25 protein-coding genes are annotated in these 24,477 nt (G+C 51.1%); 15 read left to right on the forward strand and 10 right to left on the reverse strand.

Translation table 11 applies throughout. The features are described 5' to 3' along the window. Nucleotides 1-741 precede the first annotated feature (741 nt). Complete coding sequence (locus tag BLW29_RS29380) at nucleotides 742-1,575, reverse strand: MurR/RpiR family transcriptional regulator (RefSeq protein WP_090986399.1); 834 nt, start codon at nucleotides 1,573-1,575, stop codon at nucleotides 742-744. A 214-nt stretch (nucleotides 1,576-1,789) separates the two neighbouring features. On the opposite strand from BLW29_RS29380, the gene BLW29_RS29385 reads away from it, so the two are divergent. The 4 genes from BLW29_RS29385 to BLW29_RS29400 are packed head-to-tail and all read left to right on the forward strand — an operon-like array spanning nucleotide 1,790 to nucleotide 6,000. Then, nucleotides 1,790-2,638 (forward strand): DUF8171 family membrane protein, encoded by an 849-nt coding sequence (locus BLW29_RS29385; protein ID WP_090986400.1) that lies wholly within the window; start codon nucleotides 1,790-1,792, stop codon nucleotides 2,636-2,638. Continuing rightward, nucleotides 2,631-4,400: an ABC transporter ATP-binding protein gene (locus BLW29_RS29390; protein WP_090986402.1), complete on the forward strand. Its 1,770-nt coding sequence runs from the start codon at nucleotides 2,631-2,633 to the stop codon at nucleotides 4,398-4,400. The genes BLW29_RS29385 and BLW29_RS29390 overlap by 8 nt, the downstream gene beginning before the upstream one ends. Next, nucleotides 4,387-5,211, forward strand: coding sequence for an energy-coupling factor transporter transmembrane component T family protein (locus tag BLW29_RS29395; protein WP_256209049.1), 825 nt, complete (start codon nucleotides 4,387-4,389; stop codon nucleotides 5,209-5,211). The genes BLW29_RS29390 and BLW29_RS29395 overlap by 14 nt, the downstream gene beginning before the upstream one ends. Nucleotides 5,212-5,262: 51 nt before the next feature. Further along, a complete protein-coding gene (locus BLW29_RS29400; RefSeq protein WP_090986404.1) occupies nucleotides 5,263-6,000 on the forward strand; it encodes a PHP domain-containing protein in 738 nt (245 codons plus the stop codon). Between the two features lie 422 nt (nucleotides 6,001-6,422). On the opposite strand, the gene BLW29_RS29405 is transcribed toward BLW29_RS29400, so the two are convergent. Further along, nucleotides 6,423-7,805 (reverse strand): aminotransferase-like domain-containing protein, encoded by a 1,383-nt coding sequence (locus BLW29_RS29405; protein ID WP_090986406.1) that lies wholly within the window; start codon nucleotides 7,803-7,805, stop codon nucleotides 6,423-6,425. Between the two features lie 180 nt (nucleotides 7,806-7,985). Here BLW29_RS29405 and blaOXA point away from each other — a divergent pair, with 180 nt between their 5' ends. The 3 genes from blaOXA to BLW29_RS32205 all read left to right on the forward strand — a co-directional run bounded on the left by blaOXA (nucleotide 7,986) and on the right by BLW29_RS32205 (nucleotide 9,377). Further along, a complete protein-coding gene (blaOXA, locus tag BLW29_RS29410; RefSeq protein ID WP_090986492.1) occupies nucleotides 7,986-8,756 on the forward strand; it encodes a class D beta-lactamase in 771 nt (256 codons plus the stop codon). Beyond that, the gene (locus BLW29_RS29415) at nucleotides 8,753-9,094 is read left to right on the forward strand and encodes a hypothetical protein (RefSeq protein ID WP_090986408.1); all 342 of its coding nucleotides are present in this window, start codon (nucleotides 8,753-8,755) and stop codon (nucleotides 9,092-9,094) included. The genes blaOXA and BLW29_RS29415 overlap by 4 nt, the downstream gene beginning before the upstream one ends. Nucleotides 9,095-9,251: 157 nt before the next feature. Next, nucleotides 9,252-9,377 carry an epoxide hydrolase N-terminal domain-containing protein gene (locus BLW29_RS32205; RefSeq protein ID WP_218147146.1) on the forward strand — a complete coding sequence of 42 codons (126 nt, stop codon included), beginning with the start codon at nucleotides 9,252-9,254 and terminating at the stop codon, nucleotides 9,375-9,377. 234 nt (nucleotides 9,378-9,611) lie between these two features. On the opposite strand, the gene BLW29_RS29420 is transcribed toward BLW29_RS32205, so the two are convergent. After that, nucleotides 9,612-10,247, reverse strand: a complete 636-nt coding sequence (locus BLW29_RS29420; RefSeq protein ID WP_256209050.1) for a peptide-methionine (S)-S-oxide reductase MsrA — start codon at nucleotides 10,245-10,247, stop codon at nucleotides 9,612-9,614. Nucleotides 10,248-10,259: 12 nt separating this feature from the next. After that, complete coding sequence (locus BLW29_RS29425) at nucleotides 10,260-11,279, reverse strand: LacI family DNA-binding transcriptional regulator (RefSeq protein WP_090986412.1); 1,020 nt, start codon at nucleotides 11,277-11,279, stop codon at nucleotides 10,260-10,262. A gap of 268 nt (nucleotides 11,280-11,547) precedes the next feature. On the opposite strand from BLW29_RS29425, the gene BLW29_RS29430 reads away from it, so the two are divergent. From BLW29_RS29430 to BLW29_RS29450, 5 genes are read left to right on the forward strand one after another with little or no spacing between them, the layout of a single operon-like run. After that, entirely contained in the window at nucleotides 11,548-12,873 is a 1,326-nt protein-coding gene (locus tag BLW29_RS29430; protein ID WP_090986414.1) for an ABC transporter substrate-binding protein, read from the forward strand. Between the two features lie 14 nt (nucleotides 12,874-12,887). Next, a complete protein-coding gene (locus BLW29_RS29435; RefSeq protein ID WP_090986416.1) occupies nucleotides 12,888-13,763 on the forward strand; it encodes a carbohydrate ABC transporter permease in 876 nt (291 codons plus the stop codon). Continuing rightward, a complete protein-coding gene (locus BLW29_RS29440; RefSeq protein ID WP_090986417.1) occupies nucleotides 13,750-14,589 on the forward strand; it encodes a carbohydrate ABC transporter permease in 840 nt (279 codons plus the stop codon). The genes BLW29_RS29435 and BLW29_RS29440 overlap by 14 nt, the downstream gene beginning before the upstream one ends. A 29-nt stretch (nucleotides 14,590-14,618) precedes the next feature. Next, complete coding sequence (locus BLW29_RS29445; protein WP_090986419.1) at nucleotides 14,619-15,578, forward strand: MTP-1 family protein; 960 nt, start codon at nucleotides 14,619-14,621, stop codon at nucleotides 15,576-15,578. A 21-nt stretch (nucleotides 15,579-15,599) separates the two neighbouring features. Continuing rightward, the gene (locus tag BLW29_RS29450; RefSeq protein WP_090986421.1) at nucleotides 15,600-16,664 is read left to right on the forward strand and encodes a BtaManbiosPhlase; all 1,065 of its coding nucleotides are present in this window, start codon (nucleotides 15,600-15,602) and stop codon (nucleotides 16,662-16,664) included. A 68-nt stretch (nucleotides 16,665-16,732) separates the two neighbouring features. Here the strand turns inward: BLW29_RS29450 and BLW29_RS29455 are convergent, their stop codons facing one another. The 3 genes from BLW29_RS29455 to BLW29_RS29465 form a co-directional block, all read right to left on the reverse strand. Beyond that, entirely contained in the window at nucleotides 16,733-17,692 is a 960-nt protein-coding gene (locus BLW29_RS29455) for a phosphotransferase enzyme family protein (RefSeq protein WP_090986423.1), read from the reverse strand. A gap of 87 nt (nucleotides 17,693-17,779) precedes the next feature. After that, complete coding sequence (locus BLW29_RS29460) at nucleotides 17,780-18,550, reverse strand: TerC family protein (RefSeq protein WP_090986425.1); 771 nt, start codon at nucleotides 18,548-18,550, stop codon at nucleotides 17,780-17,782. A gap of 185 nt (nucleotides 18,551-18,735) precedes the next feature. After that, nucleotides 18,736-19,704, reverse strand: coding sequence for a helix-turn-helix transcriptional regulator (locus tag BLW29_RS29465; protein WP_256209051.1), 969 nt, complete (start codon nucleotides 19,702-19,704; stop codon nucleotides 18,736-18,738). Nucleotides 19,705-19,812: 108 nt separating this feature from the next. Between BLW29_RS29465 and BLW29_RS29470 the strand changes: the two genes are divergently transcribed. Together BLW29_RS29470 and BLW29_RS29475 are read left to right on the forward strand one after the other, a co-directional pair. Next, on the forward strand, nucleotides 19,813-20,292 hold the full coding sequence (locus BLW29_RS29470; protein WP_090986429.1) for a hypothetical protein: 480 nt from the start codon (nucleotides 19,813-19,815) through the stop codon (nucleotides 20,290-20,292). A gap of 23 nt (nucleotides 20,293-20,315) precedes the next feature. Next, nucleotides 20,316-20,792 carry a GyrI-like domain-containing protein gene (locus BLW29_RS29475; protein WP_090986431.1) on the forward strand — a complete coding sequence of 159 codons (477 nt, stop codon included), beginning with the start codon at nucleotides 20,316-20,318 and terminating at the stop codon, nucleotides 20,790-20,792. Between the two features lie 47 nt (nucleotides 20,793-20,839). On the opposite strand, the gene BLW29_RS29480 is transcribed toward BLW29_RS29475, so the two are convergent. Both BLW29_RS29480 and BLW29_RS29485 read right to left on the reverse strand, forming a co-directional pair. After that, nucleotides 20,840-22,063 (reverse strand): copper amine oxidase N-terminal domain-containing protein, encoded by a 1,224-nt coding sequence (locus tag BLW29_RS29480; RefSeq protein WP_090986433.1) that lies wholly within the window; start codon nucleotides 22,061-22,063, stop codon nucleotides 20,840-20,842. Between the two features lie 162 nt (nucleotides 22,064-22,225). Further along, nucleotides 22,226-22,510 (reverse strand): hypothetical protein, encoded by a 285-nt coding sequence (locus BLW29_RS29485; protein ID WP_090986435.1) that lies wholly within the window; start codon nucleotides 22,508-22,510, stop codon nucleotides 22,226-22,228. A gap of 150 nt (nucleotides 22,511-22,660) precedes the next feature. Between BLW29_RS29485 and BLW29_RS29490 the strand changes: the two genes are divergently transcribed. Next, nucleotides 22,661-23,395, forward strand: coding sequence for a YheC/YheD family protein (locus BLW29_RS29490; protein WP_090986436.1), 735 nt, complete (start codon nucleotides 22,661-22,663; stop codon nucleotides 23,393-23,395). Nucleotides 23,396-23,492: 97 nt separating this feature from the next. Here BLW29_RS29490 and BLW29_RS29495 read toward each other — a convergent pair whose 3' ends face one another. Beyond that, the gene (locus tag BLW29_RS29495; RefSeq protein ID WP_090986437.1) at nucleotides 23,493-24,461 is read right to left on the reverse strand and encodes an acetylxylan esterase; all 969 of its coding nucleotides are present in this window, start codon (nucleotides 24,459-24,461) and stop codon (nucleotides 23,493-23,495) included. Nucleotides 24,462-24,477 lie beyond the last annotated feature (16 nt).

Raw genomic sequence — 24,477 nt, forward strand, 5'->3', positions numbered from 1 at the left:
TCCTTCTTGGTGCGTGTGGTAACCCCGAGAATACCCTACTTTTTTGCTGCCTGTTAAGGCTCCAAATCTTGGTACACAAACTATTTTACATCGCCTTATTCGACCGAAATGGGGCATTTGAAGCCGCTATTCCCCATATAAGACCCCTACGGTTCGTTAGAATTTCGAAGTCTCGAAATTCAGCCAAATAAGGCCCCCACGGTTCGTTAGAGTTTCGCAGAGTGTGAGATGTAGAGTGTGAGATGTGCTTCATGTGAAGTATGAGTGTCGCGGTGTGAGAGGCGGAGTGCGAGATACAGAGTGTGAGAGGCAGAGTGTGAGAGGCAGAGTGCGAGATGCAGAATGCGAGTTGCGAGTTGCGAATTGCGGGATGTGGATTGTGAGATGCGGAATGCGAGATCAAATTGTGGAGTGTGAGATATGGAATTCGAGATATGGAGTGCAAGATGCGGAGTGCGACATTGGAGTACAAGTTGCGGAATGCGAGAGGCAGAGTGCGAGATGTGGAGTGCTTCATGTGAAGTAAGAGTTGCGTAGTGCGAGTGGCGGAGTGTGAGATACATTGTGCCAGCTGCGAGGGGTGAGAGGTGAGTTGCAGCATACGAGGTACAGAGTGTGACATGCAGAATGCAAATGTTTCGCTATTGCTAACTATTGTGGTACTGAGAAGCAGTTGCTCAACAGGCAGAAGCTGATCTATTGCAATAGATCAGCCAGTTAAGTAATTAGCGTAATAGACAATTAATGAGGCAAAATATCCGAATATCTCTTGCGCAGCTCATACAGCTTGTTGAGCTGGTCCACCGATGCTTGTTCCTGCTGTGCCATCGCTACAATTAACGCATCCAGCAGTGCAACCGGAGCGGTTAAGGAATGAAATTGCCCGGACTCTCCGCGATCCACATAAAGCACGCACGTCGTCGCATCGATCATGGCCGATGACGTCAAATCCGTAAACAGCACCATCTCACTGCCCAACCCGCGAACCACTTCCTGAATAACCTTGATCTCCGGAGATTGCCGGAAGAAGCCGAATACGACGAAAGCATCCTCCGCCGTCGCATGGACAAGCGCTTCGAACAGTTCGGAGCCGGACCTCGGCAGTACGATGACCGTTTTTCCGAAACGATTCAACCGAAACCGCAGCAGTTCGCACAAACTAGCCGAAGGGCCGGAGCCATACACGTAAACCCGCTTCGCCTTGCCAAGCGTCTGAACGGCATGATCGAAAGCAACGCGATCCAATCGCTGCAGCGTCTGCTGCACATACCCGATTTCCCGAGAAAGCATCTTGACCACGATATCCTCTACCGGATCTTCCAACATACTCCTCAGCTTCTCCGCCGGCGTCGGGAACGCGTCGACTTTGTCCGCGAGCTCCAACTTATACGCCTTAAAATTAGCATAGCCGATCTTTCGCCAGAAACGGGATACAGTCGCGATGCTGACTTGCAGCAAATCTGCGATATCCCTCTCCGTCTGAAATGAAAGCCGATACTCGTATTTCACGATATAGTCGGCAAGCTTCCTTTCACTGGGGGTGAAGCTGTCCTGATTAGCAAGCCATGGCTTCATGAGGCTAACGTTCCTTTCCTTTCATGCGCCGTATTTATGCTATTCATCATAACACCGTGCACATTTTGAGAGCAATGATCGCAATGTAAATTAATTTTAATGAATTTAAATTTATGAAACTTTTTTTACAAAATGACAATCATTACATAATCTCTCGCAAACAATCCATCTGTATAAATGAGATAGTCCACTTTAATAAGGAGGAAACATTCTCATGAAGCAGGCTCAAAAATTGATGGTGTTTGTATTATCTATGGCGGTATTCGGTCTGTCCGACCTCGTGACAGAACTGATTCCCGACGTGGAGATCGGGCCGGTCGAAATTGGAATTCCTTATTTCGGTTTCGTCGCTCTCGTGCTCGTCATGCTGTTTAACCCGTTATACGCGGCGCTCGGAGCGGCATTCGGGGAGCTTGTTTTTGGGGATTTGCTCATGGGCGACTTCGGCGGGCTTGGTGAAATCGATGGTTTCCTCACCTTATTCCTCGGCTTGTGCGTTGCAGGCTTGCTCGTTCGGGATCCATCCAATCGCAAACAAATCATCGTAGCAGGCTTGATCGGTATCGGCATTGACCAAGCGCTTAGCGGTGCGCTCGATGTCATGAAGGTGGCTTTCGGTGTTGAGGAATTCGAGGCTGTCGAAGGTCTCCCGCAAAGTATTATCGTGCTTGAACTGATCGAGAACAGCATCGAATGGCTCGTCTCCGGCGTACTGTTCGGGATCATCCCGGCGCTGTATATGGTTCCAAGAATGCATGGCAAAATCGAGCCTCTCATGGGCATTCGCCCACGTAAGCCGCAAGACGTCTCCCTTGTCGGTGCCGGCATTGCGGTCATGATTACGGGCATCATCGTCATTGGCCTCTCCGCTGCTTTCTCCCTTATGAGCGCAGCGATGGATGATCCGGGCGAGTGGGCACCGGACTTCGTCGATCAATTCGGCAAGGGCTTCATCTGGGGCGGCATCGGTCTTGCGGCGCTGGTCGCCATTCTTATCTTCTTGATCATGCGCCGTACGAATAAGGGCAATCCTTCTGCGGGAGCAAGGACTACGCATGGCTGATTCCCGATCCGTCATCAACGTCCAGCAGCTTGTGTTCTGCTATCCGGGAGCCGAAGCTCCTTCCTTAACCGGCTTGAATGTTCAAGTCGAGCAAGGGGAATTCGTCGCTATTATCGGCAGCAATGGCAGCGGCAAATCATCGTTATGCAAAGCATTAACCGGACTAATTCCGCACTACTACACGGGGGATATGGAAGGATCGGTTCATGTGGCCGGGCTGGATACGCGGCAAGCGAGCGTATCCAGCCTCGCCTATAAAGTCGGGTACGTCAGCCAAGACTTCGAGAACCAGCTTGTACGTCCGACCGTTCGTCAAGAGGTTGAATTCGCGCCTATGAATTTCGGACACCTCGATTACGAGATGCAAGCGACTCGGACGATGGAGAAGCTCGGTATCGCTCATCTCAGCGACCGCTATATCTGGCAGCTGAGCGGCGGGCAGAAGCATATTGCCGCACTTGCCGCCGTGCTGTCCCTGGATCCCGAGATCCTCATCGTCGACGAACCTGCGGCGGAGCTGGATCCTTTCCACGCGGAGACCGTATACGCCACGCTGCGGAAACTGAACGAGAACGAGGGGAAGACGATCGTGGTCATCGAACACCATACGGAATGGATTGCCAACTATTGCGATTCCGTCATCCTCGTAGCGGATGGCCGCGTCGTGTGGAAGAAACCGACGGCAGAAGCGTTGTCTTGCGTGGAGGAACTGCGCGCTCATCAGATTTTCCCGCCGCAAGTGACGCAGATCGGGGAACGACTTGGCTTACGTCTGGACACGAGCTTGTATCCGGTAACGCTTGAGGAAGGCATCGAAGCACTCAAGAGGAGATCATCAGCTTCAGTTTCCTCCGAACCTGCTGCTGCTCTTGCAACGCCGACTCTGCATAAGGTTGAAGCTGCTTCGGCCGTTCAACTCTCCGACATTACGTTCTCCTATCCGACCATGAACAAGATTCCGCATACGGTGTTCCGGTCGCTGAATTTGACGATACAGCCCGGCGAACGCGTTGCGCTGGTCGGCGGCAATGGAGCCGGCAAGTCCACGCTGCTGCGAATGATGACCGGCCTCATTAAACCATCAGGAGGCGAAGTGAGCCTGTTCGGGCATACCGTCAAACGGCCCGAGGATGCGGCTGGCCGTGCGGCTTATATCTATCAGAAGCCCGAGAGCATGTTCATCAGCGATAACGTCCGAGACGAGATTTCGTACTTTGGTCGTGCTCGCCGTCTTCCTGATGCCGATGCATTCGCCGATCTATTGATTGACAGACTCCATCTAAGAGAGCTGCAGTCACGCGATGCGCGTCTGCTGAGCGGCGGTCAACAGCGCCGTGTTTCTCTAGCCATCGGATTGTCCATGAAACCGAAGGTGCTCTTGCTCGACGAGCCGACGGCAAGCCTCGATGTTGTGAGCCGCAAGGAAATGATCGCTCTGCTGGAACAAATCGGCAGCGAGGTCGAATCCATCGTGACCGCCACTCACGATATGCAGCTCGTCGCCGAGTGGGCCGATCGCGTCATCGTGCTGCACCAAGGCCGAATCGCCGCTGACCTGTCGCCGGCCGAGCTCTTCTCCGACCGCGATGCGCTGGCCCGCTTCGGACTCCGGCCGCCGCAGACGGTCGAGCTGTCTCACGCACTCGGCTTCCTGCAGCCTAGGTTAACGATTGATCGGTTCGTCGCAGCATTCGCGGCGGATGGCAACCCGGATGGCAACGCGAATACCAGAGAGGAGGCGCACATCGGTGTCACTCATTGAGAGATGGATGTCCCGGCTCACGCTGGAACAATTAAAAATGACGCTCATGCGGACGGCCTACGGCAATAAGCAAACCCTTCTCGGCCGTATGGATCCTCGCATGCTGATCATCTGGTACGCGATATTCTCCATCATTCCTTGGTTTACTTATAACAAGACGGTACTGGTTGCCTTTCTTGTGCTGGCACTTGGGCTGGCATTGACGTCCCGCGTCAGCAGCCTTATTCTCGGTCTTCTCGCATTCAGCACCTTCATGAACATTGTCTATGTCGTCATTCTCGCCCTATTTCTCGGCGGTGACTTGGATGCCTTTATCGCGCTGGCGACGCTGACGCTGAAGCTGCTTACGATGGCACTGGCCAGCATCGCCGTCTTCTCCAGCATGGATCCCGAGAAACTTAGCGACGCGCTGCTCGCCTTGAAGGCGCCGACCGTATTTAGCTTTGGCATTTCATATGGCTACCGAATGATCCCGCTCCTCGTCGAGCAATATCAAGAAGTATTCGCCTCCTACCGGCTCCGCGGCATGCCGCCGAAGAACAAAGGGCTGCTCTCTTGGAGAGTCGGCTATTTTTTCTGCAAGCTATGCGTGCTCGCTTTCTACCCTACTCTGCTGAATACAGCCAAACGAGTACGTACGACAGTAGAAGCGCTTGAGCTGCGCGGCTTTAACTATGCGCTCGAGAGCGGCAGCGCGAGAAAACTGAAGCTCGCGAAGATGCGCATTCAGACTCGCGACTATTTGTTCAGCGGGTTAACCGCAGGCTATGCAGCTCTTGCCGCATGGCTCGGAACCATTTTGCCGCTTTAATGCTGAGGCTGCAGACACTACCATTCATGGACACGGAAAGAAGGAATCCTGATGATTATTGATTTTCATACCCATACCAAGCTGAGTAAGAAGAGAGATTTCTCCCTGCCTTATTTTCATCAAATGATCGCTGCGGCGCGTAAAGCCGGACTTCATGCCACCGCACTCACCGAGCATTTCAACACCCGTAACTTTCACGAGATTTACGATACGCTTGATCGTGAATTTCCTTACAAGCATCACTACTATGATGTGAACGGCTTTAAGGTTTTTTGCGGCATTGAGGTGGACATCAAGGAGGTAGGGCATATTCTGTTAGTGGGCGAACGTTCGGACATCCGGGCGATTCAGCAGTTCTTTCAACACCGGACGAGCAAGGACAATTTCCCAACGGGACAAGAATTGTTCGATAAAGCCGAGCAATACAACGTCATTAAGATCGGTGCTCATCCGACCCGGATCTCAACCCCGCTTACGCATCTGCCTGTGGAGCTGCTGAGCCGACTGGACTTTCTCGATCTCAATGGACGTGAGACAGGGACAAGGCGGGAGCTTGAAATCTTCGCCGCACGCCTTGGCAAACCGATCGTAGCCGGCAGCGATTCGCATCTCCCCGTCCAATTCGGCGTCGTGCGCAACATCCTGCGGGACGATTGCCTGACCATCGACGATATCCGCCACTGTATCCTCAATGGGCGCTATGGCCTCGAAGTTTCCTCCACCGTCAACCTCCGCGTCGGCATGGCGAAATTGATCAAACGGTCGATTAAGCTGATGGGACGCGCTTAAACGAAAGTCGCATGAGAAAACCCCGAAACACGGCATGAGCCGCCGTTTCGGGGTTTCTATATTTGAACCATATACAGCCATCCCCGTTAGTACTTGGCTGGGGTAGCGGCTTTCTTTTTATTTTTCAAATATCTCGCAAACCAACCCATCTTCTTGTTTCGTTCCAGTGTGAATTTAGCACCATCAATTAATAGTTTCGACCTTAACTCGTCACGACGATTTAATGTATGCAACCTCTTCAGAAACTGCTCGTCCACCGGCCCATCCCCCCAATGTTGTTCATAGAGAAAGTAGGAACTAATGCGTACCTACATCTTATGATGTCCGGTGAAAAAAGAGTGTCATACTATCTGCGAGAATACGATGAGTTTTGTCGAATTGGGTTAAGATTTGATTCACTCTCTGTGAATCTCCTACTATGCCTATCCTTGATTCACGAACCTTACTTCCGTGCGTTGCCGAAGCAGCTCTCGAATGCCTTCACCAATTGCCCGGATGCCGGGCTGGATAAGTCGTTCCTCTACCTGCGAGACGCTCAGCCTTAGGATACCGTCTTGCCGGAACTCCGGCAGGTACATGTGCGGAGCAGGATTGACCCGCACGCCGAGCTGCAGCAAGTATTCGGCCGTCGGCTGCGCCCGGAGCGGTGCCGGCAGCCCGATCGTGGTATAGAAGCCGGAAGTCGATCTGGTATAGGCGGTTCCCGGCGGCAGATACTTGCGGTACGCTTCCTGAAGCAGCACCGCCTTACGGCGGTAAATCTTCCGCATCCGGCCGATGTGGGCGGCGAACATCCCGCTCTCGAGGTACACCTCAAGAGCACCCTGCATCAGCAGCGGTGAATGCACATCGGCTGCAGCCTTCGCCCGCAGAAATTCCTTCCGCAGTCCATCCGGCAGCACGGCCAGCCCAAGGCGCAAGCCCGGGAGCATGACTTTGGAGAAGCTTTTCACGTAGATCACCCTCCCGGACGGATCGTACGCGAACATGGGATCGTTCTTCGAATCGTCATCCAGGTCCCCCATATAATCATCCTCGACGATGTACACGTCATACCGCTGAGCCAGCTCCACCATGCGCTTGCGGGCTTCGTTCGTGTGGCTGTGCCCGGTTGGGTTGTGGAAACGCGAAACGGTGTACAAAAACTTGACGTCCCCTCCCCGAAACAACGTTTCCAACCGCTCTAAATCCATACCGCCTTCCTCGTACGGGATGCCGTACACTTCGCCATCATAGCCCCGCAGCGATTCGATCATTCCGGTATGCACGGGCTGTTCCAAGACGATATTCTTCTTGCCGTTCGGAAAAGGCAGTCCCACCAGCAGATGCAGCGCCTGCTGAGAGCCGGTCACCACATAAATATGCTCCGGGATGGTGAACACCTGAAGTTCCCTTAGATGCCGGGCCAGCTGGAATCGCAGCGAAGCAAGACCTTGTCCCTCCGAATACGTGAACATATCCTCGCGGTACCTCTCGATGGCCTCGTTCATGCAGTGCTGGAAATCCCGGTAAGGCATGGCGTTTCGGTCCGGACCCGCCCATTCGAAATCGATGGCGTCCTTCACCTCAGCTGAGCTTCTTGCCTCTTCCCCGCCTTGACGGCGATGCGCGACATAATAGCCGCTCTGCGGCACGGCATAGATCCGGTGGTTGTGCTCAAGCTCCCTGTACGCCCGAATCATCGTATTTCGGCTGCAGCCGAATGCTTCCGCCCCTTCCCGGATCGACGGCAGCTTATCCCCCGGCCTCCGCTTCCCGGCCCTCATCTCTTGCAAAAGCTGTTCCACAATCGCTTCATACAGCATCTCCACATGCACTCCTCTCTGCCAACTGTATGGGTACAGTCACTGTAAACGGCGATGCAGCCACGCCGTTAATTCCTCTATACTCAGTGTTGTCGACATGAGCCTTCCTGTTATTCCATTATGAAGAAGCCAAAGGAGGAATTCAATTTGAGAACTTGGAACAAGTTGAGCCACGTCGTAATGGCGCTCGTCATCTTACTGTTCATCGGAGCAATAGGCATTACCGCATGGCCTGTACATGCTGCCCCCTCAGAGACGAAGCTCGGCTGCCAAGAGCTGTTCCATGACGTGCAGGGCACCTTGATCATCAAGAACTTGCGAACGGACCGAGTCTATGTCTGCAATGCCGAGCGCAGCCGGCAGCGGTTCACGCCGGAGTCGTCGTTCAAGGTGCCGAACGCTCTCATCGGTCTCGAGGTAGGAGCGGTTCGGGACGAGTATGACGTGAAGAGGTGGGACGGTATCATTCGTCCGTTCGAGGTATGGAACCGAGACCATTCACTGGCCTCGGCCATGCGGGCATCCGCAATCTGGTACTACCAAGCGATGGCCAGGGACATCGGAACCGAGCGGATGAAGAGTTATGTGGAGCGCATTCACTACGGCAATATGGATATTAGCGGGGGCATCGACACCTTCTGGCTGAGCAGCTCGCTGAAGATCTCGGCGGAGGAGCAAGTCGACTTCATAGAAGACCTGGTGGAAGAGACACTGCCCTTCCAAGAGCAAACGCAGAAGACCGTCAAGCGCATGATGATCGATAACGACCAGGACAACTACACGGTACATGGCAAGACGGGGACGCGGCTGTCCGACAATGGCCTCGGCTGGTATGTGGGTTACGTTGAGCTCGGGAAGACCGACTGGGTGTTCGCCAGTAACGTAGACAGCAGCGGGTCGACGGCCAAGACGGTCACGTTGGAAGCTTTGAAGCGCCTCGGCATTATATGAGCACCTACCACGTTGTCATTTATGCTGTACTTTTCTTCGGCCACGGCATATTCCAGCTGTGGGCTTACCGGAAGGGCTGCTCTCTCAAGGTAAAGTTGGGCGCTCCGCTGCTCACTCTACCTTTGCTGCTCTTGGCTATTCAACTGGGCGGACTGTATGCAGCCTACCTGCTGCTGGTACCGGTAATTCATACGATCCTGTACACGGCCATGGCCGTGACGGGGATTGAAGCGCTGCTCTGTCTTCGCCGAAGGAGAGCGGACAAGCGGTTCGTCGGCTTGTTGCTCCTGCTGGCGGTTCTGGTTGGCGTGAAGTTCTATCTACGACGCATGCTGTGAGGACACCTTTCAATAACACTTAGGAGGAATTAACATGACGAAGTCCATTAATCTTGACTCGAGCATAGAAGCCATCCAGCCTTTCCACATTGAAACCTCGCAGGCTGAACTAGACGACCTTCATCTGCGTTTGTCACTTACACGCTGACCTGACGAAATTCCGGGAACGGGATGGAATTACGGGGTACCGCTTGATTTTGTGAAAGAAATGGCGAACTATTGGCGAACTGCTTTCAACTGGCGCGAGCTTTCTTACACAATAGGTTCGTTAGCCATCCGCTGAGAACTCTAACGAATCGTGGAGGTCTTATTTGCCTCCAAATAGCTTCAAAAAAAATCTAACGAACCGTAGAGGTCCAATTTCACCATTTAGAGGTGATTTATAACCGGTTTTTCCAAAATAAGGCCCCTACGATCCGTTAGAATATCGGAGACGAGTAATCCGACCAAATAAGGCCTGTACAGTTCGTTAGCCATTCGCTGGCGAATTGTACAGGCCTTTTAAGGGGGCAAACATTTACCATTTAATTTGCTTAATGAGCTGAATGATCTCCTCTTGTTCCTCGCTGCTGATCTGCCATGTCCGGATGTCTTGGATAATGGTATCCATGTTGGCGAAGCCTTTCGCAATGCCGTTTAATCGGGCAGCTAACGTCGCATTCGTCAGGTCATCCTCGGTCTTGAAGAGCGTTCGCAGCTTGTCTACAGCGTCCGGATACCGTTTCAAATAATACTTCTGATTACGATCCTCCGCCGGGTAGAAAACGCTAAAGGGAGTTAACTCGGTGTCCGGCACGCCACTCCCTTGTTCCCCTCTCTTCTGCATCACCTCTTGAATGACACTTAGCTGTGCCTGGTCACGATACAAAATCAAGGAATTGTACAAACGATCTCTGTAGTTATTGATATTCGCCGGCTTATGGCTGTTCCAGTACAGATCCAGAATCGTTTCCAACTTCACGACAGCCGGATCGAATTCGATTTCGACCATTTCGGTGTGATCTCCCGCATGCCGCGTCGCTGGGTTATCGGTCGTTCCTCCGGTATAACCTACACGCGTTCTCGTGATACCCGCCAGTTGTCCGAACAAAGCGTCGGGACCCCAGAAGCAGCCCATTCCGAGTGTAATCGTTTGAGTGTTGTTATCGTTCATCACGTTCACCTCTCACTCCGCGCGGACCACACCGCTTGACCCACGCACAATCAATCGCGTCGGCAGGAGCAGCTCCGTGTAGGGAGCGTCTGGATTATTAATGCGCTCTATCAGCCGATCCACAGCTTTGACAGCGTAAAGCTTCAGGTCAACCTCCACCGTCGTGGATGGCGGCGTGGAGATGCGGGACAGATAGCCGTTATCGAAACTTACGATAGACACATCCTCCGGCACCGACAGTCCTTGCTGCTGCACCGCGGCGTTTAGGAAGAAGCCAAGGCCGTCATTGACGCAAAACCAAGCCGTCGGCCGCTCATTCAACTCTTGTATATAGGAACAAATGAACGAACCTTCTTCAATCGCCGAGGTATGAACCCATTCTTCCCTTATAGGAAGCCCATATTCATACATCGCCATACGGTAGCCATCTAATCGCTCGTAATAGCTCGGCGAGAACGCAATATCGCCTACAAATCCGATGTCGGAGTGCCCCAACTTAATCAAATGGCTGACCGCTTCATAGGCACCGAAACGATTGTTTGTAAGTATACTGTCTGCCTTGATTTGCGGGTGATGATGGTCGATCAGAACGGCAGGTATGCCTGTATCCAGAAGGGCATTAATATAATCAGTCGTAATATGGGACAAGATAATCATGCCATCTACCGATCGGTTCTGCACGATTGGCGGCATAAGGAGTTCCTGAACGGCACCTTGGCCGATCGATTGAATGACCAGCTCATAGCCCTGCTGCTTTACTTCTCTCTCCACGCTCAAATAAATTTGGCCAAAGAAGCTGTGCATGCTAAAGGCAAAATCCGAGGCAATCAGCGCGAATTTGCCGCTCATCGGGAGATTGCTCATCTCCTTCTTGCCCTTGCTGTATACATAGCCCATTCGCTGGGCCGTCTCGATAATCAGCTTGCGCGTATCTTCGCTGACGCCGTCTTTTCCGGTCAAGGCTTGCGAGACGGAGTTTTTGGATAGATTAAGCTCGTCGGCTATATTCTGCATCGTTACTTTCGGTTTCATGGCCAAGACACCCTTTCGACGCAGCATAACAAATGATTAGACATCCCTACCGCGCAGCACTTTCTTCTATTGTAACGTTACAAAATTGCATTGTAAATATCTTGTCCTTTGACAGAGCATCTGGAAATCAAATTAATCACTTGACTTTGCGTTACAAATAATCAATAATTGATGACACAAGCGCTTACAAAAATAATGTAACGTTACTTTAGTCATGACAAACCTCATTACTTATTTTGTTTACACATCAAAGGAGGAATTTCACGTAATGAAAAAGCTCGCTTCTACCCTACTTATCACCGCAGTAGCCGGTTCGATGCTCGCTGCCTGCGGCAGCAAAAGCGACGATAACCAAAATCAAGGCGCTGATTCTGGTAATGGCGTTACCACAATCGAGTTCTGGGCTGCTCCCAACCCGACTCAGCAAGCTTACTGGACTGACTTAGCCAAGGCTTATGCGAAAGTCAATGACAAAGTAAAAATCAACGTTAGCGCTATTAAAGAATCACCTACATCAGAAGCAAGCATTCAATCGGCTATTGCCGGTAAGAGCGCGCCGACGATTTCGGAGAATATAAACCGCGGTTTCGCGGCTCAGCTGGCTAACAGCAAAGCATTAGTTCCATTAGAATCGATGCCGGGATTCGAAGACATCATCAAAGGCCGTAACATGTCAAACACAATCGAGCCTTGGAAGTTCTCCGATGGCCACCAATACGTGCTGCCGATCTACTCTAACCCGATGCTGTTCGGCTGGCGTATCGATATCTTGAAGCAAGCCGGCGTGAACGAAGTGCCGAAAACTTACAGTGAAATGCTGGACGCGACTAAGAAGCTGAAAGCGAAATTCCCGGATAAATACGTATGGGCGAAGCCGGATTTGGCTGATCCGACTGCTTGGAAACGTTGGTTCGACTTCTTCATGCTGTACAACGCAGCGTCAGGCGGCAACCACTTCGTCGAAGGCAGCAAATTTGTTGGCGACGACAAAGCAGGCACAGAAGTATTGACGTTCGTGGACAACCTGCGCAAGGAAAAAGGCATTCTGTCGCAAACCGTTACCGATCCTTTTGAAACCGGCGTTGGCGTCTTTACCGATATCGGTCCTTGGACGTTCAGCATGTGGGAAGAGAAGTTCCCTGAGCTTAAACTGAACGAAACTTACGCGTTGACCATGCCTATAGTGCCTGATGGCGTAGACCCGGCTACAAGCAAAACGTTCGCAGATACGAAAGGCCTTGTCATCTTCGCCCAAGCTTCGGAAGCGGAGCAGAAAGCAGCTGTTGACTTCATTAAGTGGGTCTACTCCGATCCGAAGAACGACGTGAAATGGCTGGAGCAAACGAAACTTCCACCAGCACGTGACGACTTGACTAGCAATGAATCGTTCAAAACCGTACTCGATGCGAATCCAGAACTGAAGCCTTACGCGGAAAATGTACCGAATGCGGTGCCGCCGATGGATAATGCAAAATATAACGACCTACAGACGCTTATCGGACAAGAAGCTTTCAACAAAGTGGTACGCGGTGAAATCGCACCGGCCGAAGGCTGGGCGAATATGAAAAAAGCCATTGAAGCCGCTCTTCAATAGAGGGAGTTGACCTAATGGATCAAAGAAACAATCGTTTGGGCTGGTTATTTACCAGCCCCTACCTCATTTATTCGTTGATATTCTTCTTCGGCCCGCTGATCTGGTCTTTCTACCTGTCCTTTACGGACTGGGATTTGATCGCGCCGGACTACAATCTTATCGGACTTAAGAATTTCACCGACGCGCTGAAGTCGCCCGCCGTGCACGCCTCGTTCTGGGTAACTTACAAATTCATGATGATTTTCGTTCCGCTCGTGACGATTCTCGCACTGTGCGTCGCGGTTGTCGTGCACAGCCTGCCACGGCTCAAGAGCCTGTTTCTAATCGGTTTCTTCCTGCCTTACCTGTCATCGGGAGTTGTGTCGTCTCTAATCGTGAAAGGACTGCTTTCCTATTCGAGTCCGCTCAATACGTTTCTGCGGAAGCTGGGCATTCAAATTGACTGGCTCGGCACTCCAATGTCGGCGCTGTTTGTCGTCGGGATGATATTAGCATGGAAATTCACAGGGTACTATGCCCTGATCTTAACGTCTGGTCTGAACAGCATCGATAATGAGATCTACGAAGCCGCCGCTATAGACGGCGTTACGGATCGACAGCGATTCTGGCGCATTACGCTGCCGCTGCTCTACCCGGCGTTCTATACGACGCTCATTTTATCGTTCGGCGTCACTTTCGGCATTTTTACGGAAGTGTATCAATTAACCGGCGGCGGACCGAATTTCGCCACGAACACGTGGCAGATGGAGATTTTCAATCAAGCATTCAAAAACCTGAAGGCCGGCTACGCATCCGCTGTCGCGCTGCTTGCGTCGATCGCAACCTTCATCTCTATCTTCATCATTCGCAAACTGCTGGAACTGTGGGGGAAACGCAATGGTTGGGTCTAACCGAAACCGTACAAGCAAGCTGGCGTTCCGCTATGTGCTGGCTGCCATTCTTCTGCTCTTCATGGTCTACCCGTATCTGTATATGGTGCTTAATTCATTCGCGGATTGGAGCCAGATCGACCGGAAGCTCGTACCGACTTCATTTTCTACGAAATCGTACGTTTGGCTGTTCTCCGGCGGCGAGACGGGTATATCGCGTCCTTGGGTGAGCTCGTTCTTCAATAGCGTGTTCGTATCGATCGCATCAACAGCGCTGATGATGCTGTCGGGCATTATGGTAGCGTACGCGCTGTCCAAGCTGAATTTCCGCGGGCGGGACACGATTAACAACTTCGTCTTGTTCCATATGTTCTTTCCGGCGATCATTCTGCTCATTCCGACTTTTCTGATCGTTCAGAAAGTCGGCCTGTACGACACCTATCTGGGGATGATACTCCCCAAAGCCGTCAGCCTATGGGCTATCTTCATGTACACGAACTTTTTCAAGGCGGTTCCGTCGGTGTTCATCGAAGCAGCCAAGCTGGACGGTGCCAATGATTTCAAAATTATGTACCGCATCATGCTTCCGATGTCCAGGTCGATCACGACCGTCATCTTCCTGTTCCTCATTATGGAGCGCTGGACAGAGCTCCTATGGGATATGATCATCGTGCGCAGCGATAATAAGCTAACGCTGAACGTGCTGCTATCGCAAATGTTCGGCCCATACGGCACCTACCCGGGGCCGCTCTACGCCGCATCCGTGCTGCTGACGATCCCAATCATCATCCTGTTTATCTTCTTCGGCAAGAAATTCCAAGAGGGTATGCAATTTAACTTGAAATAGCAATTATTAGGCGAGAGGAGTCGGAGAGCTTGAGTTTGAACAAAACAGCTATTAAAACATGCGAAGAGCTTCTACGAGCGTTCCAATCCTCGGAAGCCTCGGTGCGCGATGCGCAGAAGATCGTCTTTGCCGGCGCTGGTATTGACGACAAGGACGTTTACAATATTACCGCTCCCTTCACGGACGAAGGCGAACAAGTCATTGCGGGACGCGTAGAGTCGCGCGACAGCGAGCATTCGGATATCCTGTTCTTCACGCAGCAGGGCGGAAGCTGGTCGCCTAGAGACGGCGCGCCGTCATTCCGCTTGCAAGATCCTTTCTTCACGCGCATTGCCGGGGATCTCGTGCTCGGCGGCGTGGAGATATTCCCGGATCCCATGAAGCCGGATGCACTGAAATGGCGGACCGTCTTCTACCGCGGCAAGAACATCGCCGCACTGCAGCCTTTCTTCAAAGGACCTGATGGCATGAAGGATATCCGTCTCGTCGAGCTTGCGGACGGTTCCATCGGCGTATTCACGCGTCCGCAAGGCGCCAAAGGCGGCCGCGGCAAAATCGGCTACGTCCATATCGCCTCGCTGGATGAGCTAACCGTCGATCGGATCAACGATGCACCGCTGCTTGACGGACAATTCACCGATGACGAGTGGGGCGGCGCCAATGAAGCCCACCTGCTCAAGAACGGCCTGGTTGGCGTACTCGGCCACATTGCCTCGTTCGACGATCAAGGGGATCGTCACTATTACCCGATGGCGTTCGTCTTCGATCCAGCTGACGGAACCTTCTCGGATATCGAACTGATCGCGGTTCGCGCTGCCTTTCTGCCCGGCCCGTCGAAGCGTCCGGACCTGCAGGATGTTGTCTTCAGCGGCGGTCTTGTCCGCCAAGGGGATGGAACAGCCGTCTTGTACGCCGGTATAAGCGACGCCGATGCGCAGCGGATAACCATCACGGATCCGTTTGCGCGGTTTGAACACGAATTTGCTTGATAAGGGAGTTATCGATTGTTTATGAATGTATACCGCTATGAAGAGAATCCATTAATTACGCCGCTCGACGTGAAACCGCACCGGGACAATTTCGAGGTCATCGGCGCGTTCAACGCCGGCATCGCGTCTTACAATAATGAAATTATAATGCTGCTGCGCGTGGCTGAACGTCCAATTAGTCCCGTTCCGGGCACTGTGCTGGCGCCGGTTTACAATACGGCCACGAACGATCTGGACCTGATCGAGCTTCGGTTAGATGACGAGCGCTACGATTTCTCGGACCCGCGCGTCATCCGGAACAAGTTGCATAGTGCAACTTTCGAGTATTTAACTTCAATTTCTTACCTGCGGATCGCACGCAGCAAGGATGGCCATAACTTCACTGTCGATGAGAAGCCGTTCCATTATCCGTCGAACTCGCTAGAGACGTTCGGTATTGAGGATCCGCGCATTACGCAGATCGGCGACACGTATTACATTTACTATTCAGCCGTAAGCCCGGTCGGCGTCGGCGAGTCGATGATTTCCACGACCGACTTCGTGAACGTCACTTACCACGGCATGATTTTCGGGCCGGATAACAAAGACGTGCTTATTTTCCCGGAGAAAGTAAACGGCAAATATTATGCACTTCACCGCCCGACGACCAAGAGCACCGGCAACCCGGAAATGTGGATCGCCGAGTCGGACAACCTGCTGTACTGGGGCAATCACAAGCATCTGATCGGTCTTCGCCAGGGCATGTGGGACAGCGGCCGCATCGGCGGCGGCTGCGTACCGTTTAGAACGGAACGCGGCTGGCTGGAGCTGTACCATGGCGCGACGCTAGAGCATCGCTATTGCATGGGAGCAGTGCTTCTTGATTTGAACGACCCGTCCAAAGTAATCGCCCGCTCAGGCAAACCGATCCTTGAGCCGGACGCGGACTATGAGAAGAAAGGCTTCTTCGGAGACGTCGTCTTCGCCTGCGGAGCGCTTGTGGAAGGCGATGTCGTCAAGATGTATTATGGCGTCGCGGATACGTCCATGGCAGCCTGCGAGCTGAGCCTTCAGGAGATTTTGGACAGCTTGGTACCTGTTGAATAACTTGGTGAAGACAAGAAGAACCTCTGGGACGATGGTGTCCCGGAGGTTCTTTTTTAACTACATTAGGTCTACTTAGCAGTTTCCTCCGCCGCCAAGACAGCTTGAAACAACTTGAGAGCTTCAGCCTTCGTTTCTTCCCCTAACTCATCCATCATCCATACGTTCCGAGCACACTCTATCAGGTCCTGAAGGACCCTCTCTAAGCGGTAATAGGAGAGCACCTGTTCATCCACCTCTACGGCTCCGTACCCTTGGAAAAATGCTTGGTCATGCGGATGACTGACAAAGATGAAATCACGCTCTTTGGGAGCGAGCATCACCTCGTCCCAATCGATTACAAACACTTCCCCCGCCTGATCCCGAATCACATTAGCCGGATGAAGATCCGCGTGACAGATGACATGCGGGATCTTACGTGATTGAAGCGTCCCAGCCAGCTCCACCAATTCGGCCAGCTTCGCGTGTATCGTCATCCTATGCGCTACCCAAGAAGCATGTAGTGTACGATCCAATGGACTTCCGCCTTCGAAGCGTCCAAGTTGATCCTCAAAGGTGCGAATCCATCGCGCATATTCCGTTGTATCAAAGGTCTCCTGTCGGAGCGATTGCAATCCTTCAGGCGGTAAAGGAATCCGGTGAATGTGTTGTAAGGTAGTCCCTAGCTTATTCCACTGCTCTGCCGACATCCCATCGAAGCTTGAATCCCCCTTGATAAAGGGGTAGACCACGACTGTCCAATCCTCCAGACAGGTCCATAAGGCACCGCTCTTGGTCGAAATGGGAGCTACAACAGCTGTAATCCCCTGCTCGCCAAGATATCGAGGAACCCGATATTGCGGTTCGTATAAAGGTCTAGACGTAACTTTAAGCAGATAATAATCGGTTTCCTGCTCGCTCACCACAAGATACACGGCAGAGCTGTAATCAAGTCCAAGCGGAAGAAACTCAAGTGTCGCCGGAGTCCATTCATACTGCTCCTTTAAGCAGAATTCCAGAAGTTCCTTCGAAACGTTTGGTGAATGACGCATAACTCCATTCCTCCTCCTTCCTATACAGCTGTCATTGGCAGCCTCTCTCGGCAGCAGCGGTTCCTTACTATGTGACCATATGACCGATTAAGAAGTGCTCGCCTTTGAAACTTTGTTGCTGGGCGCAAACCAACCAAGAACGGCCACTGCAACCAAGACAGCATAGAAGACTACCGTCCATCCCGTGCTATGAGGAAAATGATGATCCAACACGCCGATATCCTCATGAGCAAGCGTAATCACGGCAAGCTTTACTCCTACCCAAGCCACAATCGCATAAGCAGTTGTCTCGAGGGCCGGTCGTTGTGCGAGCAGCTGCACAAACCAAGCAGCAGCGTATTTAATTAGAACCAGTCCGGCAACTCCGCCAAGCACCACAACTATGAATTGCCCCCCGTCCATGCCGCCGAACTCCCTCAGCGGAGAATCCGGTAAACCAAGCGCGAGCGCAACCGCAGCGAGAATGGAATCAATCGCAAAAGCGAGATCGGCCAGCGCGATCTTGCCGACAGTTGGCCAGAAGCCTGTCCCTGCTCCTTGCTTCTCTTCCTTGTGCGTATCTTCTTTCTTTTTGCCAAATCGCTCTTGAATAATGTGCTTTAAGCCTAGGTATAGAAGATAGGCGGCGCCGATTGCCTGCACCTGCCAGACATTCGCAATAAAGGATATCGCGAACAGAGCGGCAAAGCGAAAGACAAATGCCATAATGATTCCGTAATTGATCGCTCGTTTCTTCTGTTCCTCCGGCAACTGCTTGGCAATAACCGCCAACACGAGCGCATTGTCAGCCGACAACAACCCTTCCAAACCGATAAGAATGAGTAAAGCCCAGGCATACTCCAACCATAATGATTCCAACTTGATTCGCCCTCCTATACACCATCGCAAGTTTCTGACCATCAAAAACATATGTGCAATAGGTATACGTAAAAGTTGCCGAAGGTTTTCAACTTTTTCGCCTGTCATCAGACGCACGAAAAGCCCCGATAAGGATTAACTCATCATCGGGACTTGAAGATCTTTATACAACCTCGGATAACAACTCAAGAGAATCTTAAATTCGCCAAACGCGCTTCCAGCATCACGCGCAGTTCATCAGGAATCCGCTCAAACTCGGCGCCTTTCCCCAGAAAGAGCAGCCAGTCCGCATAATACGCCAGCATTTCAGCATCGGTCACATCCAACTGCACATTGAACATCCCGCTCGACTGGAACATCCCGGTAAAGGACAAAATGATCCCCGGCGGGTGCATGCGCTTAAAGCGTTGAATCCCGGTCGTATCCAGCTTCACAACAAGATTGGATTGGCGTGCACGAAGCAGCTTCTTACTTAGAATCTCTTGCTCAGATAACTTCATCTCCTGCTCCGAGATTACCGAATCCCGCAGCATATCGACAGGCAAATAACGAAACTCGTCCATATCCAAATCATAAACCTCGACCAGCCACTGTGCGTTCGCATTAAAGATATGCAGCAGATATACATCCAGCAGCTGCGGCCAGCCAACACTCAGCTCATACGTCACGCGCAAATGCTTATCCCGCACAGCAAGCGAAATCAGCTGGTTCAGCTCCGCAGGCGCCGCATCATCGAGCTCGAGCAAATTCGGATTAGCGGGATTGGTATTCTCAAAAAGCAAGATGTTATTCAGCTCGATTAGCTCGTCTTGTTGGGATTGCGAAGCGATGCCGATAAGTTTCTCCGTAATGGAACGGCGATTCTGCAGATAAGGCAGCTGTGAATTTTTAGAGGCGATAAAGCTGATAAAAATCGCCTTCAGCTCATCCGGCGTGAAGCGCGCTGCGGGCAGATAATGGTTTTGGAGCACGTTGTAGCCGCCGCCGCGTCCAAGCTCGGTCGTCAGCGGAAAACCTAATGCCTGAATCTCGTTAATGTCGCGAATCGCCGTCGCGCGGGAGATCTTGAATTCCCGCTGGATCTCGGCAATCGTAAAATGCGCACGGTTATTGATATAGCGCATGATTAGGTTCACTCGTTCTGTTTTTTTCATGCTTTTATTGTATCAGAAACGCATCCATAAAAGGTATCATTTTTTGATACATTCAGCATCTAGAATCAATCTTGTAACCAACTACATTCCACGAAGGAGAGATACAATATGACTAACCATTCCATCCAAACCATCTCAGAAAACTACAAAATGACTGCTTTCGGTGTTACACTAGAAGACTACAACGACTGGGCAGGCAATGCAGCCAAAACGGCAGCGAAAAAAGCTGAAATCACCGAAAACGGCAAGCTTGCTGAACTTCTCGCGCTCGCAGACGGCCAAGAATATCAAATCAACTTCGCCATCGACCGCAAGGCTTGGCGCGGATTCGGCGTGATGGGCGAGTTCGAAGTGGAAGGCGCGATTGTCCTTGAATTCCTAGCTGGCGACTACCTCGTCGTGCCTGGCACAGGCGCTGACAAAGACCGTCTTGCTGATGAAATCACAGGCAAAGTTTTCAGCGGCATGTTGGAAGAAATCACGGACTACAAATACGTTGGTCCCGGTAACTCCACCTTCGTCAAAGCAGATGAGAACGGTAAATTCTACGGCGAAATGTGGCTTCGTGTTAAAAAAGTCGAAGGCTAATCTCTTGAAAAAGGAGCATTCACATGACAGCTTACACGCTTGATCACAAAAAATCTTTTACTTTGACCGCATATGGTTTTTCCATCCAGTCGAATTTCCAAGACATGCCGGCGATGCAGCAAGAAAAAGCCGAGTTTTGGGGCAAACTTAAGGCTGACGGACGTTTCAATAAACTCAAAGACGCCGCAAAGGACGATCGCGAATGGTCAGTCAATGAGGTCTATCAAGGAAAACCGTGGAATTATTTCGCGGTGGAAGCCAGAAAATCAGTGGCTGACGCCACGCGCACCATCGAGTTTCCAGAGAGCGAATACATCGTCGTTTCAGGAAATGGCGACAAAGAAACCTTGTTTGATCAGCTGACTTACCGCGCTTTTGGCGAAGTCCTGGCCCAAATCACGGATTATGCTTACATCGGCGGTCCCAATGCGACTTATCGCAAAGATAACGGCGACGGCACGTTTTACGGCGAATTCTGGGTGCCTGTGGTGAAGAAATAATTGTAAAAAAGAGCAGAAGTTCACTTCTGCTCTTTTCGCTATTCCTATCACTTGAACAGGACAACCTCATCGCGACGATCGAAGTCCTGATCGAGGCTAATATCTTCTTTATAATTCCAGTGACCGTTGGCATATTCCAAATAAATAAGCGCTTCGAATATATCGTCGCCATCCTTAATGTCTTCTGTAACATCGCTCCAACTGAGCATCCCTTGGACGACAGCCTCCTTCTTGCCAAGGAAGATGACTCGTTCATCGGATAACTTGTACCTTTCTTCGCTATGATCAAAAATCGCTTTCAGACTGTCTTCCCATGTTTCTGGACCCATGACATAATCGTTCCAATGTTTGATAAACGAAGGAGCTGTGTATTGCAGCGTTCGTTTGAAATCCTCTGCGTTATACGCTGTATAATAAGTTCTTAGATCCGACAAAACCGCACTCTGCTCGTTAAAACGGTTCTTCATGATGGCTTCGACTTTCTGGTCGATGTCCTCCGGAGATTCCATGTTGCTATACATCATGCCCTCGTGCGCGATTCTCCATTGTCCTGCTTCATAGCGAAGGTTGTATCCAAACACATCTTCGCGGTTCAATTCTTCCGTACGCTTGATATAAGTGACTTGAAGCGTTGCTTCATGGTCAGAAGTATATTCGATCCGATCGATGTTCACTTTGAAGTCGCGGACCGGGATTTCGCTGACTGCTTGATTCGCTTCGTAATCATAATCTAGATTCATATAGCCCAATGTTAGATTGTCAGATGTCAGTAATTTGGGGCTAAAGGTTTCGTAATACTTCGTAACGAGCTCTTTCACAGCGGTCTCTTGACCGTAGCCGTATGACTTTAAATTCACAGTGAGCTTCGGTTGATCATAATAAACCGAGTACTTCGCAATTTGTCCAAACTGGCGAAGAGGGATGTACACTTGTCCGTTAAAGACAGGAATTTCATGGTCCAAGTAGTAACTGCCATCGTCAACCTCCATAACATTATCGCCGGACCAGAATCGAATGTCTGCGCCGTTAACGTTCCCAGAGACTTCCCCTGTACCCGGATCATACTTGGCCGACTTATATCCCATAGCATCGAATAATTTACGAAATGGTACATACATAACGCCTGATTTTACGACCGGATGTACGCCTGCAATCTGTTTATTATTCACTACCAGTTGAATCGACTTACTAACAGAAGCAGCATTCGCAACAAGCGGGGTAGTTACAAGCAAGCAGAAGACAACCAACAAACCGATAAACTTTCTGACCATTTGACACGTCCTATTCTATTCGTAGTATATGATATCGATTTCACATACCTTGTTTATCGGTTGTAGAGGTTCAAGCATTTACCACTATATTCCCATACCTGCAATTCATATCAGATCCTTGAATCGAAAAAGACCGCTCAAAAGGCGGTCTTTTAAACGTTCTTAAGTCTTTCTCTCCACGATCGGAATACAAATCAAGATTCCACTTCCATGCTCACGATCATTTGCCTTCACAACGACGGTTGTGCTGCCATGTTTGATGAAATCCCCGGTTATCATAACCTTAAGGCGGTCACTACTAACACTAGCCACAACATAAAACGGATCATAGGTTACATTTAATAAAACACCATAAACGTCTAGTCCAAGCTGCCTGTAAGTAAGGGTTGCTGTTTCACCAGTTGCCAAAGTGATCGAATCATGCACGAGTCCGCATCTTAAACCCATATCGTCCCTCTCCTTTTCTCGCACGCTATCTCCTTGCCTCTCATCTACTATATATGTTGATAGGAGCGAGAAAGATTGGGTAGCGTTATCCAAGCCGGCACAACCGGAATAGAGTAAAGAAGAACGAGCTGCAGAAACGAGGAGAGGCCCGTGGCAAAGTCGATTGTTCGGGACAAATGGTTACAGTACCGCATCCTAAAGGAATCGCCAATACTTGCCGGCAGACTCCCGCAAACATGGCTGTTAAACAGACCTGTAACGTTATCGGAGATGCTTCGTCGCTATCAGAGCGTCGTGCTGAAACCGCGAGATGGTCGATACGGCCACCAAATCCGTTTTATTCGTACAGGTAAAGAAGCTAAGGTGTATCATATTCATCGCGAGAAAAAAACGATTACCGCAGCAGGTATCCGCCAGCTGTACAACAAGCTCGGTTCTATCACAAGGTCGAGTCGTTATATCATCCAAATAAGACTCCGGCTTGCTCAAATTCAAGGCAGACCATTCGACATTCGAATCATGGTGCAGCGTACAAAAGGCGCCTACTCCCCTTGGAGAGTAACGGGTTCGTATGCGAAGGTTGCCGCGAAAGGGTATCTGATCACCAATGTGGCCAGTCGCATTATTCCAGTGAAAGCTGCGATGAAGGAAGCTTGTATCTACGACCAGGGTTTGAGCGTCAAAGCCGAGCGTATTGCAGTACTCGCTGCTAAACGTCTCGGACGGCGGTACCCTCATCTAAGACAGGTTGGCTTCGATATCGGCATCGATAAGAAGCAGCGAATTTGGATCATTGAAGGCAATTATAAGCCTGATCTGCTTCCCTTCATGCTATTGGATAATGCTGCGATGAACCGAAGAATTCAATGGTATATGACTCATTAGAATAGGAAGGATAAAGAAGAGAAGGACGCATCGGTTTCGTCCTTCTCTTCTTTACCTTATGAGATTAATTATTTCAGGAATCATTGCAGGATAATCATTAGTTACGCACCAATCGCTCCGCGATGAACTGCATCGCTTTGCGGTTCTGGTCTCCGGTGACCGTATGCCCTGAGAACGGCGACGGCACGATCCTTTTGTCGGAAGCGATCCGGTTGTAGGAGGCGTATATCGTTTCCGGCATCGTTGTCAGATCCTTCAAGCCAGCGCTAACGAATACCGGAATTCGGATCTTGTGCGCCAAATTCATAATATCGTAGTAACTTAGCGTCTCTAGTACCGTATCGAGATGCTCCGGGAACCTCTCACAGAATACCGCTGCTTCCGTCAGTGAGCTATTAGAGTGCAGCATGCCGAAATCCATTTGGCACATGTTCGGAATATGAGCGACCGCGATAGCCGGTTTATCGGACAAAGCCGCCGCCATTAGCGCCAATCCACCGCCTTGGCTGCACCCTTGCACGCAGATTCGAGCCGGATCGATCTCCGGTTGCACACTTGCCCAGTCGATCGCTTTAAGCGTGTCGATCGTAATCGCCTTGTAATAACACGTATCGCGATGTAGAATGCCTTGGGTGATCCACCCTTTGGCCATGCCGTGATCTTGAGCCAGAAGGTTGCCTGTCTCCCCGTTCTGCCCCCTTATGTCGATCGCAAAAACCGCGACGCCCATCAGTAGATAAGCGGCATAATCCTCCGGATACCCTCTGCTGCCCGTATAACCGTGGAGAAGCACGACGCAAGGCAGCTGCTCCCCCGACTCCGCTTGCCTGCGAGGCAGAAGGTACCATCCGTAAATCGGCGTATTATCGAAGCCATGGTACGCGACTTTATAGACGACCATATCAACGAAAGGTGTTTCTACTCTTGTACGAGACGCATGTAACGGATGGCTTGCGGAAGTCTTCAACGCATCATCCCAATACAGCTCCAAGTCTTCCCTGGATGTGAGCGGCGGGGAATGCCGCTCCAAGTCCGCAATTCTTCTGGCAATCGCATCGCTGATCATTCCTAATTCCTCCACC

The organism is Paenibacillus sp. CF384 (genome assembly GCF_900106745.1).
Lineage (GTDB): Bacteria > Bacillota > Bacilli > Paenibacillales > Paenibacillaceae > Paenibacillus_Z.